The organism is Citrobacter sp. Cf132, assembly GCF_030333885.1.
GTDB lineage: Bacteria > Pseudomonadota > Gammaproteobacteria > Enterobacterales > Enterobacteriaceae > Citrobacter > Citrobacter freundii.
In genome coordinates this window covers 1-17,840 of the sequence record NZ_JAOWFA010000049.1, presented here as the reverse complement: position 1 = coordinate 17,840, position 17,840 = coordinate 1, and the positions used below count along the sequence as shown (strand labels likewise).

The following is a 17,840-nucleotide window of genomic DNA, read 5'->3' as shown; positions in this document are numbered from 1 at the left end:
CGGGAAATCTATTTATCTGGAGATGAACTATGAGTGAATCATTACATCTGACCCGTAACGGCCCGATTCTGGAAATTACCCTCGACCGGCCTAAAGCCAATGCCATTGATGCAAAAACCAGTTTTGCCATGGGTGAAGCGTTTCTTAATTTTCGTGATGACCCGGAATTACGCGTAGCGATAATCACCGGCGGCGGTGAGAAATTCTTTTCTGCGGGCTGGGACTTAAAAGCGGCAGCTGAAGGTGAAGCGCCGGATGCCGATTTTGGCCCAGGCGGCTTTGCCGGTTTAACCGAAATTTTCGACCTCAATAAACCGGTCATCGCTGCGGTAAACGGCTATGCGTTTGGCGGTGGTTTTGAATTGGCGCTGGCGGCGGATTTTATCGTCTGCGCGGAAAATGCCAGCTTCGCGCTACCGGAAGCCAAGCTCGGGATCGTGCCTGACAGCGGCGGCGTTCTGCGTCTGCCGAAGCTACTGCCACCGGCTATCGTCAACGAAATGATGATGACCGGCAGACGAATGAGTGCCGAAGAAGCGCTGCGTTGGGGTATCGTCAACCGCGTTGTCAGCCAGAGCGAACTGATGGATAGTGCGCGCGAACTGGCGCAGCAGCTAGTGAATAGCGCCCCGCTGGCGATCGCCGCGCTGAAAGAGATTTATCGTGCGACCAGCGAAATGCCGGTGGAAGAAGGCTACCGCTACATCCGCAGCGGCGTGCTGAAGCACTATCCGTCAGTGCTGCACTCCGAAGATGCGCTTGAAGGACCGCAGGCGTTTGCAGAAAAACGCGATCCGGAGTGGAAAGGACGCTGATAACCGATGAGCTATTACGCCTTTGAAGGCCTGATTCCGGTAGTGCATCCAGAGGCGTATGTTCATCCCAGCGCCGTGTTGATTGGTGATGTAATCGTGGGGGCTGGCGTCTACGTCGGCCCGCATGCCTCACTGCGCGGTGACTATGGTCGACTGATTCTGGAGGCAGGTTCTAACTTGCAGGATGGCTGCATCATGCACGGTTATTGCGACACTGACACCATCGTGCATGAGAATGGGCATATCGGCCATGGCGCAATCCTGCACGGTTGCGTGGTGGGCAGAGATGCGCTGATCGGCATGAACAGCGTCATTATGGACGGCGCAGTGATTGGTGAAGAGAGCATTGTCGCCGCCATGAGCTTTGTCAAAGCCGGATTTCAGGGGGAGGCAAGGCAGATGCTGGTGGGCTCACCCGCTCGCGTATTGCGTGAAGTCACGGACCAGGAACTGCACTGGAAACGGTTAAACACCAAAGAGTATCAGGATCTTGCGGTCCGCTGCCGGGCAGGTTTACGCGAAACGCAGCCATTAACGCGGGTCGAAGAACACCGGCCGCGCCTGAAAGGCACGACGGACGTAAAACCCAAATCAGCACAGTAATTGATGCCGGATTCGCTCACGCTTATCCGGCCTACGCGTCAACCACCGTTTATGCCGCCATCAGGCAACTGACAATTAGCGACGCATACTCTTGGAGAGCATCATCTGCCATTTCTGCTCACGGTTGAGCTCTGTTGGGGGAACGGCAGACAGCCGCGGCGTTTTCGCCACACTCACCTTTTTTTCCTGCAAATTGTGGCTCAATCGGTTGTAGAGGTGAGAATCAATACTGATGACTTTTACCAGACGCTGGCACTGGCAGCCCCGGCCTGCAATCTGATTAGGGATCATCTTAACTTCACAAACAATTTCTCCCACTTCCGACAGAATATAAGAGAGCGTATTAATTGCTTTGCAGTGTTCAATATCAAAATGGCGGGAAATTTCTTTTGCGGTGATCCAACGATCTTCAGCCATCATCCAGTCAGCAATTAACAAATAAAGCGGTCTTTCAACATATTTTTCACACATAAGCACACCATTTCACAAATTAAAAATCTGGCTACGGCCTGTCCAAATTAATAAAAACTAAGCCATATTAAAATTGTGGATATAAAAGATAGTATGCGACTTGAATGTTGATTAGTGTGAGCAATATCGTGCTTATTACATTGAAAATGTGGTTATGAAACTGCATTTGGCCAGGAATGACCTTACGAGAGATAAAAAAAGGGTTTCTTTACAGAAACCCTTTCAAGATTATATTGCAGGTCCGGTTAACGCAATTATCACCGGACTCTTTGTTTATGACTTTTTGATCTGCGCGTGCATTTCCTGTACCGAGGTCACCTTCTCAGTGGCATCGGCATTCAGCGCCATCGCCGTCGCGAAACCGCCGTTCAGGGTAGTGTCATAATGCACTTTGTACTGCAGGGCGCTACGGCGAATCAGCTTAGAGTCTTCAATCGCCTGACGACCTTCGGTGGTGTTGATGATGTAAGTGTACTCACCATTCTTGATACGGTCCTGAATGTGCGGACGCCCTTCATGCACCTTGTTCACCAGACGTGGATTGATACCCGCTTCGCCCAGCACAATCGCCGTGCCGTGCGTTGCATCCAGCTCAAAACCAAACTTCAGCAGTTTCGCCGCCAGGTCAACCACGCGCTCTTTATCGCCTTCGCGAACAGAGAGCAGCGCACGCCCCTGTTTTTTCATGGTGGAGCTGCTGCCCAGCTGTGCCTTGGCGAACGCTTCCGCGAAGGTACGGCCCACGCCCATCACTTCCCCGGTAGAGCGCATTTCTGGCCCTAACAGCGGGTCAACGCCCGGGAATTTGTTGAACGGCAGCACTACTTCTTTTACTGAGTAGTACGGCGGGATAACTTCTTTGGTTACGCCCTGCTGTGTCAGCGTTTTCCCGGCCATCACGCGCGCCGCAACTTTCGCCAGCGGTACGCCAGTTGCCTTGGAGACGAACGGAACGGTACGCGCCGCACGCGGGTTCACTTCAATCAGGTAAACTTCGTTATTCTTCACCGCAAACTGAACGTTCATCAGACCGCGAACCTGCAGTTCGAAGGCCAGTTTCTGCACCTGCTGACGCATCACATCCTGAATTTCCTGGCTCAGGGTGTACGCTGGCAGTGAACATGCGGAGTCACCGGAGTGTACACCCGCCTGTTCGATGTGCTCCATGATGCCACCAATCAGCACCATTTCGCCGTCGCAGATAGCGTCCACGTCCACTTCAACCGCATCGTCAAGGAAACGGTCCAGCAGTACCGGCGCATCGTTAGAAACGCTGACCGCAGTCTGGAAGTAGCGACGCAGGTCGGCTTCATCGTAGACGATTTCCATCGCGCGGCCGCCAAGAACATACGACGGACGCACCACCAGCGGGTAGCCTATCTCTTTCGCCTTCTCAACAGCCTGTTCGATAGCCGTTACGGTAGCGTTCGCCGGTTGCTTCAGCTTCAGACGGTCAACCGCCTGCTGGAAACGCTCACGGTCTTCCGCGCGGTCGATGGCATCCGGGCTGGTGCCGATAACCGGTACACCTGCCGCTTCCAGCGCACGCGCCAGCTTCAGCGGGGTCTGGCCGCCGTACTGTACGATGACGCCTTTCGGCTTCTCAATGCGCACGATTTCCAGTACGTCTTCCAGCGTGACCGGCTCGAAGTACAGGCGGTCGGAAGTGTCGTAATCAGTAGAGACGGTCTCCGGGTTACAGTTGACCATGATGGTCTCGTAACCGTCTTCGCGCAGCGCCAGAGAGGCGTGTACGCAGCAGTAGTCGAACTCAATGCCCTGACCGATACGGTTTGGACCACCACCCAGCACCATGATTTTATCGCGGTCGACGGACGGATTCGCTTCACACTCATCTTCATAAGTGGAGTACATATAAGCGGTGTCGGTCGCGAATTCCGCCGCACAGGTATCCACGCGCTTGTAGACCGGGTGAAGGTTATATTGGTCACGCAGTTTGCGGATTTCCGCTTCGCGAACGCCAGCCAGTTTTGCCAGACGCGCATCAGCGAAGCCTTTGCGCTTCAGTACGCGCAGGAAGTCAGCGTCGAGGCCGTTGATGCCAAGGTCAATGACTTTTTCTTCCAGGCGCACCAGCTCTTCAATCTGCACCAGGAACCAGCGGTCGATGTTGGTCAGGTTGAACACGCCATCGACGGACAGGCCAGCACGGAAGGCATCGGCGATGTACCAGATACGCTCAGCGCCAGCGTCTTTCAGTTCGCGACGGATTTTAGTCAGTGCTTCCGGGTCGTCCAGGCTGACTTTCGGGTCAAAGCCGGTCGCGCCCACTTCCAGACCGCGCAGCGCTTTCTGCAGCGATTCCTGCTGGGTGCGGCCAATCGCCATCACTTCACCAACAGATTTCATCTGCGTGGTCAGACGGTCATTAGCACCAACGAATTTCTCGAAGTTGAAGCGTGGAATTTTCGTCACAACGTAGTCGATGGACGGCTCAAACGAGGCCGGAGTACGGCCGCCGGTGATGTCGTTCATCAGTTCGTCGAGGGTGTAACCTACGGCCAGCTTGGCGGCGACTTTCGCAATCGGGAAGCCGGTAGCTTTGGACGCCAGCGCCGAGGAGCGGGATACGCGCGGGTTCATCTCGATGACAATCAGGCGACCGTTTTTCGGGTTTACCGCAAACTGGACGTTAGAACCGCCGGTTTCCACGCCGATTTCACGCAGTACCGCCATCGAGGCGTTACGCATGATTTGATATTCTTTGTCGGTCAGCGTCTGGGCAGGTGCTACGGTGATGGAGTCACCGGTATGGATGCCCATCGCGTCGAAGTTTTCGATGGAGCAGACGATGATGCAGTTGTCGTTTTTATCACGCACCACTTCCATCTCGTACTCTTTCCAGCCAATCAGCGATTCATCAATCAGCAGCTCGTTGGTTGGGGAAAGGTCCAGACCGCGTTCGCAGATTTCTTCGAACTCTTCGCGGTTGTAGGCGATACCGCCGCCGGTACCACCCATGGTGAAGCTAGGGCGGATAATGCACGGGAAGCCAACGTCAGCGGCAACCGCCAGCGCTTCTTCCATGGTGTGAGCGATACCTGAACGCGCGGTGTCGAGACCAATCTTCTTCATCGCGATATCGAAGCGACGACGGTCTTCCGCTTTATCAATGGCATCCGCCGTTGCGCCAATCATGGTCACGCCGAATTCAGCCAGTACGCCCTGGCGCTCCAGCTCCAGCGCACAGTTCAGCGCCGTCTGACCGCCCATGGTTGGCAGCACCGCGTCCGGACGTTCTTTCTCAATAATTTTGCGTACTACTTCCCAGTGAATTGGCTCGATGTAGGTGGCATCGGCCATTTCCGGGTCGGTCATGATGGTTGCCGGGTTGGAGTTCACCAGAATAACGCGGTAACCCTCTTCACGCAGGGCTTTACACGCCTGTGCGCCGGAATAGTCAAACTCACACGCCTGACCGATAACAATCGGACCCGCGCCCAGAATCAGGATACTTTTTATGTCTGTACGTTTTGGCATGGCTCTTTTACTCCTGATTATTTCGCGGACTGACGGTATTGCTCAATTAACTCGATAAAGTGGTCGAACAGCGGTGCAGCGTCGTGCGGACCCGGACTCGCTTCAGGGTGCCCCTGGAAGCTGAATGCCGGTTTGTCGGTACGATGAATCCCCTGCAAGGTGCCGTCGAACAGTGACTTGTGGGTCACGCGCAGGTTGGCAGGCATGGAGGCTTCATCTACAGCAAAACCGTGGTTCTGCGCGGTGATCATCACGGTGTTGTTATCAATATCTTTTACCGGATGGTTGCCGCCGTGGTGGCCAAACTTCATCTTAATGGTCTTCGCACCGCTCGCCAGCGCCAACAGCTGATGGCCGAGGCAGATGCCAAATACCGGAATATCGGTTTCGAGGAATTTCTGAATCGCGGTAATCGCATAGTCGCACGGCGCCGGGTCGCCAGGGCCGTTGGACAGGAAGATACCGTCCGGATTCATCTTCAGAACGTCTTCTGCTGAGGTTTTCGCCGGTACAACCGTCAGGCGGCAGCCGCGGTCCGCTAACATACGCAGAATGTTACGTTTAGCGCCGAAATCGTAAGCCACAACGTGGAACGGCAGTTCATCGGCAGATTTTGCTTCCGGCAGGTCACCCGCCAGCGTCCAGCTCCCCTGCGTCCAGCTATAAGGCTCCGCGGTGGTCACTTCTTTCGCCAGATCCATACCGTTCAGGCCAGGGAAAGCTTTTGCCTTCTCCAGTGCCAGCGCCGCATCCGGGTTATCGCCCGCGATGATGCAGCCGTTCTGTGCGCCCTTTTCACGCAGCAAACGCGTCAGCTTACGAGTATCGATATCAGCAATCGCCACAATGTTATGGCGCTTCAGGTAAGAAGAGAGGTCTTCGGTATCGCGGAAGTTGCTGGCAATCAGCGGCAGGTCGCGGATGACCAGGCCTTGCGCATGTACCTGTGAAGATTCTGCATCGGCTTCATTGGTGCCGACATTACCGATATGAGGATAAGTAAGAGTGACGATTTGGCGGGAATAGGAAGGATCAGTGAGGATTTCTTGATAACCGGTCATTGAAGTATTGAAAACGACTTCCCCAACCGCCGAACCTGTTGCCCCTATGGCCCGACCGTGAAACTGGGTTCCGTCTTCCAGAACCAATAGCGCTGACTTAATCAAAACACCCTCCAGAGAATATTCACTCACTTTATTTGCATATTAATTCATTAACACTTCATGAATCAATGCAAATTTGCTTACCTATGGATTTCTGGCAAACGGCGGCATTCTAGAGATAGCCCACGTAAAAGTCTACCCAAAAGGGTAATTTTTATTATTATTTTGCGCCACTGGGATAAATCACACGATTTAACAGGCAAAAAGATCAGCTAACTCGGGGTGGAAAACGCTTGCGGTAGGCAAAGAGTGTAAAAACAGAATACGGGAGAGAAAAAAGTGGACCATTTGGTCAAAATTTACATTGAGATAACATAAACACCCAACAAAATATATACAAACACTCATTTAAAAGAAAAAACACATTTAAAAGCGAAAAAATGAAAGGGCAATAAAATATTGCCCCATGTAATCAATTAATTATGATTACAATAACCACATCACGAAGGGTAGAAAAAGCTATAAATTACGTAAATCAAGCACATCTTTCATATCAAAAAGACCATTTGACTTTGATTTTAGCCAAATTGCCGATCTCACCGCACCGTTAGCAAAGGTCATGCGGCTGGACGCTTTATGCGTGATCTCAATACGCTCGCCAATATCAGCAAACATCGCGGTATGCTCACCAACGATATCCCCCGCCCGCACCGTGGCAAAGCCGATCGTGCCCGGTACGCGCTCGCCAGTGTAACCTTCACGTGAATAGACTGCGCAGTCTTTCAGATCTTTATCCAGCGCCCAGGCAATCGCCTCGCCCATCGCCAGCGCAGTGCCTGACGGCGCATCAACTTTATGGCGGTGGTGGGCTTCAATAATCTCAATATCAGTGTAATCGCCCATCACTTTCGCCGCTTTCTCCAGCAGCTTAAGCATAACGTTCACGCCGACGCTAAAGTTCGCGGCGAAAACGATAGCAATCTCCTGCGCGGCATCACGAATAGCCTGTTTACCCGCGTCATCAAAGCCGGTGGTGCCAATCACCATCCCTTTACCGTGTTGGCGGCAAAACGCCAGATGCGTCAGCGTGCCTTCCGGGCGGGTAAAATCGATGAAAACATCGAAATCATCTTTCACCGCTTCAAGGCTACTTTGTACGGTAACGCCCGTTTTCCCGGCTCCCGCTAACTCTCCGGCATCGCTTCCTAATAAGGAGGAACCTTCGCGCTCCAGCGCCGCGCCCAGCTGTACGCCTTCCATGCCGAGAGTGGCCTGAATCAACTGACGCCCCATGCGTCCTCCGGCTCCCGCGATGGCAACGCGGATTTGTGCATCATGCATAGCTATTCTCTTTTGTTAATTTTACGTAAATCGTTTTCAGATTAACCAGCGCAACGCTGCGCCGCCAGCCGAAAACGTCGATAATTAGAATTTAATGATAAACAGGCAGAGATATCAGTAAAAGGCATGACGCCACGGAATAAGCAGCGTCATCGGGTTATAAAGCGTGGAGATCAAGGGGCCAGCGCCAGTACCTCTGCCACCCACTGCTGGAAACCTTCAACGTTCAGGCCCAACGCAACCTGCGCATTTGCTGGATGCCCCAGACGTCCTTCGATGTCCACCACCGTCGTACCCGAGGTATATTCGCCCTGGGTTTCAACCGCCACGAAACACGACTGCAGGGTAAACAGTTCCGGGCGCGCCAGCCAGGCAATGGCACACAGATCGTGCATTCGCAGCCCCGTATTCATACTGCCGCTACGGTAATGGCTAAATAGCGCGTGCAGCATTTTTCCCGTCTGGTTAAGCTGGGGGAGCGTCGCCAGATAGTCCGGGGCGAGCATGGCCTGGTTAGTGACATCCAGCCCACACATCACAATATCCAGCCCGCTCTGGAAGACTTTCGCGGCAGCCTCGGGATCGATAGCAATATTAAACTCGGCGTTGGGTGTGAAGTTCCCGCGCCCGGCAGAGCCGCCCATAATCACCAGACGGTGAATGTTGAATACGCATTCAGGATAATGGGTCAGCAGCAGCGCAATGTTGGTCAGCGGGCCAATTGCCACCAGCGTCACGGGCTGCGGGGCATGCATCAGTGCATCACGAATCGCCTGGAAGGCGGGTTTTGCCATCGCCTGGCGGTCGTGTTCGACAAATTCATACCCTTCCATACCGGACTCACCATGCACGGAAGCGGCATCACGCAGCGGCCGCACCAGCGGCATCGATGCTCCCTGCGCCAGTGGAACATCCGCATTCCAGAAGTGCAGCAGTTGCAACGCATTACGGGTAGTTTTTTCCACCGACACATTGCCTGCTACCGTGGTCATCAGTTGCAGATCCAGCTCAGGGGCAAACAGCGCGGCGGCAATGGCGGCGGCATCATCAATGCCGGGATCGGTATCAAGAATGATCGGTAAGCGCATGGTTTCTCCATAAAAAATGCCAGACGTTAAGTCTGGCATCTTCTCATAATCGTAACCGGAAAGACTTACTCTACTTCACGAACATCCACACGCAGCTCTTTCGGCACTTCGAAAACGATGTTCTCTTCGCGGCCTTCAAGCGGAATAGCTTCCCCACCGCCAAGTTCCTGCAGACGAGCAATCACGTTTTGCACCAGGATATCCGGCGCCGAGGCTCCGGCCGTCACGCCTACGCACTTCGCCTCTTTCACCCACGCTTCCTGGATGTCGGTCGCATCGTCAATCAAATACGCCGCTTTCCCCATTCGCTGTGCCAGTTCAGCCAGACGGTTGGAGTTAGAGGAGTTCTTCGAGCCGACCACCAGCACAACATCAGCCTGTTCCGCCAGCGCACGGACCGCTTCCTGACGGTTGGTGGTGGCATAACAGATATCGTCTTTGCGCGGTCCGACAATTTTCGGGAAGCGTTGACGCAGAGCATCAATAACGTCAGAAGTATCGTCAACGGAGAGCGTGGTCTGCGTCATGAAGGATAATTTGCCTTCATTTTTCACATTCAGTTTCAGCACATCATCTGGTGATTCAACCAGATACATTCCGCCTTGCGGGTTGCTGTACTGGCCCATCGTGCCTTCAACTTCCGGGTGTCCGGCGTGACCAATCAGAATGGATTCTTCGCCACGACGGCTGGCGCGAGCAACTTCCATATGCACTTTCGTGACTAGCGGACAGGTTGCATCAAAAACCGTGAGGTCGCGGCCTTTGGCTTCGTTACGCACCGCCTGAGACACGCCATGAGCGGAGAAAATCAGGATCGCGCCATCCGGCACTTCGCTGATTTGCTCGATAAAAATAGCGCCGCGCTCGCGCAGGCTATCCACCACATAACGGTTATGTACCACTTCATGACGGACATAAATCGGCGCGCCGTAAATAGCCAACGCGTTTTCGACAATGCTGATAGCGCGGTCTACACCAGCGCAAAAACCGCGCGGGTTGGCCAACAGGATCTGCATTTTACGCCTCCAGTGCCGGTTCGACTTCCAGCACTTCAATATCAAAATGAACGGTATGCCCAGCCAGCGGATGGTTGAAATCAACCGTGATCGAGTCACCGTTGATTTCACGGATCACGCCAGGCATCTCACTGCCGTCCATTGCGGTAAAGAGCATGATAGCGCCAATTTCTGGCTCGCCCGCGTCCATAAATTCCCGACGCGAGAAATACTGAATTAAGTCCGGACTTGATACGCCAAAGGCGGCATCCGGCTCCAGAGCAAAGGTGGTTTTATCGCCTTCTTTTAGCCCCAGCAGGTGTTGCTCCAGTCCTTCAGACAGAGAACCGTCGCCCAGGCGAAACAGCGCAGGCTTGCCGTTATTGCGGGTTGACTCTGCGGTGGAGCCATCGTCGAGCTTAAGGGTGAAGTGCACCAGCACCGCACTGTTACTCTGTACTGATTTAGACATGCAGGTTGCTCTTTAAAATTGCTGCCGCCTGTCTGCCCGGTGGCGCTACGCTTACCGGGCCTACAAGGATCGCAGTAAATTGTAGGCCGGATTAGCATAGCGCCATCCGGCATTTTTTTATGCGGCTTTTTTCTCTTTCGACGGCAGGAAGCCTTCGAGAACAATCAATGCCGCCCCGATACAAATAGCTGTATCGGCCAGATTGAAGGTCGCGAAATGCCAGTCGCCGACGTAAAAGTCAATCATATCAACCACGAAACCGTGCCACAGGCGATCGAACAAGTTGCCCAGCGCACCGCCAATGATTAACGCATACGCGATGTTGTTCAGCTTCTGCGTCGCCTTCGAGCGATACATCATCACCATCAGGATGACGCAAATACCGATGGCGATACCGGCAAAGAACCAGCGTTGCCAGCCACCGCTATCAGCTAAGAAGCTAAACGCCGCACCATAGTTACGCGCGTAATGCAGATTAAGCGACGGAAACAGCGACACCGTATCCCCCAGAGCAAAGTTCTGGAGGATCAGGTATTTGCTGCCTAAATCGATAATCAGCACGACTACCACCAGCCACAGCCAGCGTAGTCCTGTTGAACAAAGAGGCTTACTCATCAGGCAAACTTACGTTGTTCGCCATCACCGGCGATGTTGCTGACACAGCGTCCGCAGATATCTGCATGTTCCGCCACCTGGCCGACGTCGGTAGTGTAATGCCAGCAGCGCGGGCATTTCTCACCTTCGGCTTTGCTCAGTACGATTTTCAGACCTTTGAGCAGTTCGCTCTGCTGAGCATCAGCAGGAGCAGCCGCATAATCCGCAACCGTCGCACCAGAGGTCAGCAGTACAAAACGCAACTCTTCGCCCAGCGCGGTCAGTTTCGCCGCCAGCTCAGGTTCAGCGTACAGGGTCACTGCTGCTTCCAGAGAACCGCCGACTTTCTTATCCGCACGCGCCTGCTCGATAACCTTGTTCACTTCGCCGCGCACTTTCAGCAGCTCGTCCCAGTAGGCATCGTTCATCGCTTCGGTTTCGCCTAAGCCAAACAGACCTTCGTACCATTCACCGGTAAAGACGTACTTCTCACGATCGCCCGGCAGGTAGCCCCAGATTTCATCGGCGGTGAAGGACATGATCGGCGCCATCCAACGAACCAGCGCTTCTGCAATATGGAACAGCGCAGTCTGGCAGCTACGACGCGCCACGCTGTCCGCTTTCGCGGTGTACTGACGGTCTTTGATGATGTCGAGGTAGAACGAACCCATTTCTACGGAGCAGAAGCGCATCAGGCGCTGTACCACTTCGTGGAAGTCATAGGCTTCATAGGCTTTCAGGATTTCGTCCTGCGCCGCTTGCGCACAACCTACCGCCCAACGATCCAGCACCACCATCTCTTCCGGTTTCACCATGTCTTTAACCGGATCGAACCCGTTCAGGTTCGCCAGCAGGAAGCGCGCGGTGTTACGGATACGACGATAGCTGTCGGCAGCACGTTTCAGGATTTCGTCAGAAACGGCCATTTCACCGGTGTAATCGGTAGAAGCAACCCACAGACGCAGAATATCCGCGCCCAGTTTGTTCATCACGTCCTGCGGAGAAACGGTGTTACCGATAGATTTGGACATCTTACGGCCCTGACCATCAACGGTGAAACCGTGGGTCAGTACCTGGCGATAAGGTGCTTTGCCTTTCATGGCGGTGGAGATCATCAAGGAAGACATGAACCAGCCACGGTGCTGGTCAGAACCTTCCAGATACATATCTGCCGCATGGCCCGCAAACTCAGGACGCACATCCACGACGGATGAGTGGGTTGAACCGGAGTCGAACCACACGTCCAGCGTATCCGGGACTTTGACATACTGGTCAGCTTCGTCGCCGAGGATATCTTTCGGATCGAGATCCCACCACGCCTGGATGCCGTCAACTTCAACGCGTTTAGCCACTTCTTCCATCAGTTCGATAGCGCGCGGATGCAGCTCTTCGGTGTCTTTGTGAACAAACAGAGACATCGGCACACCCCACGTACGCTGACGGGAGATACACCAGTCAGGACGGTTGGCAACCATCGATTCAATACGCGCCTGGCCCCAGTCCGGAATCCACTGTACGCCTTTGATCTCTTTCAGCGACTGCGCGCGCAGGCCTTTCTGATCCATGCTGACGAACCACTGCGGGGTCGCACGGAAGATGATCGGTGACTTGTGACGCCAGCAGCATGGGTAGCTGTGCTGCATCTTCTCAACGTGCAGCAGCGCGCCTTTTTCGCTCAGCAGCGCAACGATTTTGTCGTTGGCTTTAAAGACGTTCACACCGTCCAGATCCGGATAGGTACCCGCCAGGTATGCGCCGTCCGGGCCAACCGGGTTAGCGATTTCCAGACCGTATTTCTGGCTGATGACGTAGTCATCCGGACCGTGACCGCCAGCGGTATGGACCGCACCGGTACCCGCGTCCAGCGTAACGTGATCGCCAAGGATAGCCGGCACGTCAAAGCCCATAAACGGATGGGTAAAGCGCAGCAGTTCCAGCTCAGCGCCTTTCACGGTGCCGAGAATGGTGTATTCAGCCGCGCCAATACGCTGCATGACGCTTTCAACCAGGTCTTTCGCCAGAATCACAGCCTGGCCGTCAATCTGCACCAGCGCATAGTCAAAATCAGGTGCCAGAGAGATTGCGCGGTTCGCCGGTAACGTCCACGGGGTAGTGGTCCAGATAACCAGAGAGATCGGGCCGTTGACGTCAGAAACGCCAAATTTCGCTTTCACCGCATCCTGATCGGCAGCGTGGAACGCCACGTCGATGGACGGGGAGGTTTTGTCATAATACTCAACTTCCGCTTCCGCCAGCGCGGAACGGCAGTCAACGCACCAGTGTACCGGCTTCGCACCTTTGTGCAGGTGACCGTTGCCGATGATTTTACCCAGCGCACGAATGATGTTGGCTTCAGTTTTGAAGTCCATGGTCAGGTACGGATGCGACCAGTCGCCCAGTACGCCAAGACGGATAAAGTCTTTACGCTGACCATCAACCTGGGTCGCTGCGTATTCACGGCACTTGGCGCGGAACTCAGCAGCGGTGAACTTCTCGCCCGGCTTGCCGTATTCCTGCTCTACTTTCAGCTCGATCGGCAGACCGTGGCAGTCCCAGCCCGGAACGTACGGCGAGTCATAGCCCGTGAGTCCTTTGGACTTCACGATAATGTCTTTCAGAATCTTATTAACCGAGTGACCAATATGAATGCTGCCATTCGCATAAGGAGGGCCATCATGCAGAATGAAGGTTTTTTTGCCTTTTTTGGCCGCACGAATGATGCCGTACAGGTCATCATCAGTCCAACGCGCCAGCATTCCCGGTTCGCGCTTGGCGAGATCGCCGCGCATCGGGAACCCTGTTTCCGGCAAATTCAGGGTTGATTTATAGTCACTCATCAGATTCTCGGTTCCGTATTTAAAACTCGTATAGGCATTAAGCCGGTTTTGTTAGCCCAAAAAATTCACGGGCAGTCAACTCATCACGCGCAATCTGCGCTTTTAGTTCATCCAGCGAGGCAAATCGCTGTTCGCTGCGTATTTTTTTACGCAGTACTACATCTATATGGCGACCATACAGGTCCATTACAACGTCCAATAGATGCACTTCCAACTGCTGGCGTACGCCTGCTACCGTCGGGCGGGTGCCGATGTTGGCGACGCCGGGCAACGGTTTGTCACCCAGTCCCATCACTTCAACCGCATAAACACCTTTCACCGGAGAAACCTGACGACGAAGCGGTAAGTTTGCCGTCGGAAAACCGATGGTGCGCCCTAACTCATCACCGTGAACGACGCGTCCTGAGATAGTAAAAGGATGCCCAAGCAGGCTTTCGGCCAGTTGCAGGTTATCTTCGGCCAGCGCCTGACGTACTGCGGTGCTGCTGATACGCACACCGCCTTCACAGAAGGTTTGGGTGCTGGTGATATCAAAACCATACTCAGCGCCCGCTTCCTGTAATAACAAGAAATCGCCCGCACGGCTAGCGCCAAAGCGGAAATCATCGCCAACGGCAAGAAATTGTACACCAAGGCGCTTCACCAGCAGGTCGCTGATGAAGGTCTGCGCCGTTAATGCGGCGAAACGCCTGTCAAAACGCACACACAGCACGTAGTCCACACCGCATTCGGCCAGATAACGCAGTTTTTCCCGCAGGCGGGTAAGGCGCGCAGGTGACTTGTCCGTCGCAAAAAGTTCCAGCGGCTGTGGCTCGAAAATCATTACCACCACCGGTAAATTGCGTTTGCGCCCTTCTTCCCGTAAGCCTTGCAGCAACGCACGGTGGCCACGGTGCACACCGTCGAAATTACCAATAGTCAGCACACACCCATGCGGGGCCTGGCTGAGATTATGTATGCCTCGTATCAGCTTCATGTCTGGCTCAAAACAGTGAAAATCGTGAAAGTATACCCTGTACCGCGGTCAAGGTTAACCGGCGATTGTTTCTACGAAACAGAAAGAGGATGGTTTTCATTGTTATGAAACAAATTGACGCCCTTCACGGGTACACCAATACAATTTTTCTCGTCGAAAAGCTGTATTCACGCCACGCAAGCTGGTAGAATCCTGCGCCATCACTACGCAACGAGTGCTGGAATTTAAACGGCGCTTATTTGCACAAATCCATTGACAAAAGAAGGCTAAAAGGGCATATTCCTCGGCCTTTGAATTGTCCATATAGAACACATTTGGGAGTTGGACCTTGGCTAATATCAAATCAGCTAAGAAGCGCGCCGTTCAGTCTGAAAAGGCCCGCAAGCACAACGCTAGCCGTCGCTCTATGATGCGTACTTTCATCAAGAAAGTATACGCAGCTATCGAAGCTGGCGACAAAGCTACTGCACTGAAAGCATTTAACGAAATGCAACCAATCGTGGACCGTCAGGCTGCTAAAGGTCTGATCCACAAAAACAAAGCTGCACGTCATAAAGCAAACCTGACTGCACAGATCAACAAACTGGCTTAATCGCCTGCTTGTTGACGCTTTGTAAAAAAACCCGCGAAAGCGGGTTTTTTTATGCTTGCTATCTGGCGTTTTTCTCTTCAACCACTGATGTTGTTCTCACTCGCCCACGCTCTTCCTGACCAGCCTGTTTTTTCAGCTATCCCTCCCTTAGTTAGTCGCGTCGCGTAATACTTGAAAGTTATTTTCTTTCACTGTTTTCCTTTTTTTATTTCATTATTAAAAAAACTGTGACCACCTTAGCAAATAGAAACATCTCTCATTCAAAAACGAATAAACGCAATCCTGATGTAAGATTTGATAATTGATTGCTGCGGTAGGGTCAACTACTTTCCATGTACACCTTACTCACTCATTTTAATCTGAGGTTAAATTCAGTAACGACATAAAAAATAATATTTAAAACTTGCTTGGAAAGTAAAAGTTGTTTTTCTGGGCGTATCGCACCAATATCGGAGTTATTATTATGAGTTCTGTTATTGAGGATACCCAGTCTTGCGGGTCAGCATCATTATCTTTACTACAGCGTATTAGCTACGGCTCTTTGGATGTGGCAGGTAATCTACTGTACTGTTTCGGCTCAACCTACATCTTATATTTCTACACTGACGTTGCGGGTATTAGTCTCGCCGTAGCAGGTGTCATCCTGCTGTTGGCGCGTATCGTAGATGGTATAGATGCCCCAATCTGGGGGATCATTATCGATAAAACACGTTCACGTTACGGTAAATGTCGTCCCTGGTTCTTATGGCTACCGCTGCCTTTTGGTGTATTCAGCGCGCTGTCATTTTGGTCTCCAGATATCAGCATGACAGGAAAAGCCATATATGCAGCAATATCCTACATGATTGCCAGCATTTTATTTACCGGACTCAACACACCGCTCAGCGCAATATTACCTCTAATGACTCTGTCCCCTAAGGAACGGCTGGTATTAAATTCCTGGAGAATGACCGGGGGACAAATTGGTGTTTTATTAATGAATGCCACAGCATTACCCCTGGTTGCATTTTTAGGTAACGGAAATGATCATGCCGGATTTATTTACACGGCGATTCTGTTTGCTGTGATATCCTGTTCGCTAACGCTTTTCGCCTTTAAAAATATCCGCGAAATGGATGCGGATAAAATACAGCAAGAACCCAAACTGCCGATGAAAAAAAGTTTCACGGCAATGAAAGGTAACTGGCCATGGATCCTGATGGTGCTGGCCAATCTGATCTTCTGGATTGCCCTGCAACAGCGGTCCACAACCATTGTTTATTATCTGACCTACAACCTCGATCGCAAAGACCTGGTTCCGCTGATTAACAGTCTGGCGACGATTCAGATCCTGTTCATCATCGCCATTGTAGATTCAATCTGTCAATGCAACACCCCTTTCAATTATCTCTTTCGGTGTTTTGAACTTCAGTGTCTTTCTCGGTCTGTTGTTTAGCTGAGCAGCAACCAGATCTAGTTCATGTTGAGTATATTGGGCAAGACATGTCTTTTTAGGAAAGTACTGCCGAATTAGCCCATTTGTGTTCTCATTTGTTCCCCGCTGCCAAGGACTCTGAGGATCGCAGAAGTAAACTTTAACGCCGGTGCTGACAGTAAATTCTAGATGTCTGGCCAGTTCCATTCCTCTGTCCCATGTCAGTGATTTTCTGAGTTCTGACGGTAAACTCAGGAATTTGTCGGTAAGAGCCTGATTTACTGAGACAGAATCTTTGCCCCTGAGTCTAAGGATGATCGTATAACGTGATTTTCGGTCTACAAGTGTGGCTATATGAGAGTTTTTTGTACCTGAGACTAAATCGCCCTCCCAATGCCCCAGAGAGCGTCTGTTATCGATATTTCGGGAACGTTCGTGAATTGGTGTTCCGTTCACTATGTTAATCGTACCTCTTTCGCCTTTGCGGGTATGACGCCTGCCATGGCGAAGGCTATGCGACCGTCGCAGATGCTGTATATTCAGGTGGTGTAGCGCTTCACGGCTACGAAAGTACAGCGTTTTATAAATTGTCTCAGGTGATATTCGCAGCGTTTTTTGACGTGGTTTTGTTCGCCTTAACCATCCTGATATTTGCTCTGGAGACCATTTCATCTCCAGCTTTTCCAGAACAAGCTTTCGCAATGGTAAATTTTGATCCAGTAAGCACGGTTTTGGCCTTTTCGCCATTCTGTTGGCTCGGTTATTAGCATCAACAGCTTTGTAATAGCGTCTGCCCCGATTACGCTGAACTTCACGTGAGATCGTCGAAGGACTGCGATTCAGCGCAGTAGCTATCGCACGAATGCTCATTTTGGCTGACAAACCAGCTCGTATCTCCTCGCGCTCAGACAGTGTCAGGTGAGCTACAGCCCGCTTACGCTCATGGGGTTTTATGCCGCCAGTATCCCTTAACATAGTGAAGATCGTTCCGGGTTTTGAACCCAGGATATTCGCTATTTCACTGAAGCCTGTTCCGTT

General features: G+C 52.4%; 14 protein-coding genes and 2 pseudogenes. 4 read left to right on the top strand and 12 right to left on the bottom strand.

Annotated elements, in window-relative coordinates:
- Window positions 1-29: 29 nt before the first annotated feature.
- Both caiD and caiE read left to right on the top strand, forming a co-directional pair.
- Entirely contained in the window at window positions 30-815 is a 786-nt protein-coding gene (caiD, locus tag OGV85_RS07700; RefSeq protein WP_048233926.1) for a crotonobetainyl-CoA hydratase, read from the top strand.
- Between the two features lie 6 nt (window positions 816-821).
- A complete protein-coding gene (gene caiE, locus OGV85_RS07695; protein ID WP_032937507.1) occupies window positions 822-1,418 on the top strand; it encodes a carnitine operon protein CaiE in 597 nt (198 codons plus the stop codon).
- A gap of 75 nt (window positions 1,419-1,493) precedes the next feature.
- Here caiE and caiF read toward each other — a convergent pair whose 3' ends face one another.
- The 11 genes and pseudogenes from caiF to OGV85_RS07640 all read right to left on the bottom strand — a co-directional run bounded on the left by caiF (window position 1,494) and on the right by OGV85_RS07640 (window position 15,007).
- Window positions 1,494-1,889, bottom strand: coding sequence for a carnitine metabolism transcriptional regulator CaiF (gene caiF / locus OGV85_RS07690; RefSeq protein ID WP_003018912.1), 396 nt, complete (start codon window positions 1,887-1,889; stop codon window positions 1,494-1,496).
- Window positions 1,890-2,162: 273 nt separating this feature from the next.
- Window positions 2,163-5,390 (bottom strand): carbamoyl-phosphate synthase large subunit, encoded by a 3,228-nt coding sequence (carB, locus tag OGV85_RS07685; protein WP_048216847.1) that lies wholly within the window; start codon window positions 5,388-5,390, stop codon window positions 2,163-2,165.
- Window positions 5,391-5,407: 17 nt separating this feature from the next.
- Window positions 5,408-6,556 (bottom strand): glutamine-hydrolyzing carbamoyl-phosphate synthase small subunit, encoded by a 1,149-nt coding sequence (gene carA / locus OGV85_RS07680; RefSeq protein ID WP_003018918.1) that lies wholly within the window; start codon window positions 6,554-6,556, stop codon window positions 5,408-5,410.
- A 456-nt stretch (window positions 6,557-7,012) separates the two neighbouring features.
- Window positions 7,013-7,834: a 4-hydroxy-tetrahydrodipicolinate reductase gene (gene dapB / locus OGV85_RS07675; RefSeq protein ID WP_061548370.1), complete on the bottom strand. Its 822-nt coding sequence runs from the start codon at window positions 7,832-7,834 to the stop codon at window positions 7,013-7,015.
- Between the two features lie 173 nt (window positions 7,835-8,007).
- Entirely contained in the window at window positions 8,008-8,922 is a 915-nt protein-coding gene (gene rihC, locus OGV85_RS07670; protein ID WP_061548371.1) for a ribonucleoside hydrolase RihC, read from the bottom strand.
- 65 nt (window positions 8,923-8,987) lie between these two features.
- On the bottom strand, window positions 8,988-9,938 hold the full coding sequence (ispH, locus tag OGV85_RS07665; RefSeq protein ID WP_003018925.1) for a 4-hydroxy-3-methylbut-2-enyl diphosphate reductase: 951 nt from the start codon (window positions 9,936-9,938) through the stop codon (window positions 8,988-8,990).
- A 1-nt stretch (window position 9,939) separates the two neighbouring features.
- A complete protein-coding gene (gene fkpB, locus OGV85_RS07660; protein WP_003018929.1) occupies window positions 9,940-10,389 on the bottom strand; it encodes an FKBP-type peptidyl-prolyl cis-trans isomerase in 450 nt (149 codons plus the stop codon).
- Window positions 10,390-10,506: 117 nt separating this feature from the next.
- Entirely contained in the window at window positions 10,507-11,004 is a 498-nt protein-coding gene (gene lspA / locus OGV85_RS07655) for a signal peptidase II (RefSeq protein WP_003018932.1), read from the bottom strand.
- On the bottom strand, window positions 11,004-13,820 hold the full coding sequence (ileS, locus tag OGV85_RS07650) for an isoleucine--tRNA ligase (protein WP_016149528.1): 2,817 nt from the start codon (window positions 13,818-13,820) through the stop codon (window positions 11,004-11,006). The genes lspA and ileS overlap by 1 nt, the downstream gene beginning before the upstream one ends.
- 37 nt (window positions 13,821-13,857) lie before the next feature.
- Window positions 13,858-14,796, bottom strand: coding sequence for a bifunctional riboflavin kinase/FAD synthetase (gene ribF / locus OGV85_RS07645; protein ID WP_003837336.1), 939 nt, complete (start codon window positions 14,794-14,796; stop codon window positions 13,858-13,860).
- A 7-nt stretch (window positions 14,797-14,803) separates the two neighbouring features.
- Window positions 14,804-15,007 (bottom strand): annotated as a pseudogene (locus tag OGV85_RS07640) (DUF2575 domain-containing protein).
- Window positions 15,008-15,124: 117 nt separating this feature from the next.
- Between OGV85_RS07640 and rpsT the strand changes: the two are divergent.
- Both rpsT and OGV85_RS07630 read left to right on the top strand, forming a co-directional pair.
- The gene (gene rpsT / locus OGV85_RS07635; RefSeq protein WP_003018940.1) at window positions 15,125-15,388 is read left to right on the top strand and encodes a 30S ribosomal protein S20; all 264 of its coding nucleotides are present in this window, start codon (window positions 15,125-15,127) and stop codon (window positions 15,386-15,388) included.
- 463 nt (window positions 15,389-15,851) lie between these two features.
- Window positions 15,852-16,736: pseudogene (locus OGV85_RS07630) on the top strand (MFS transporter); the annotation flags it as partial.
- A gap of 6 nt (window positions 16,737-16,742) precedes the next feature.
- On the opposite strand, the gene OGV85_RS07625 reads toward OGV85_RS07630, so the two are convergent.
- Window positions 16,743-17,840, bottom strand: a 1,098-nt coding sequence (locus OGV85_RS07625) for an IS30-like element IS30 family transposase (protein WP_074526864.1), incomplete at its 5' end; no start/stop codon positions are given.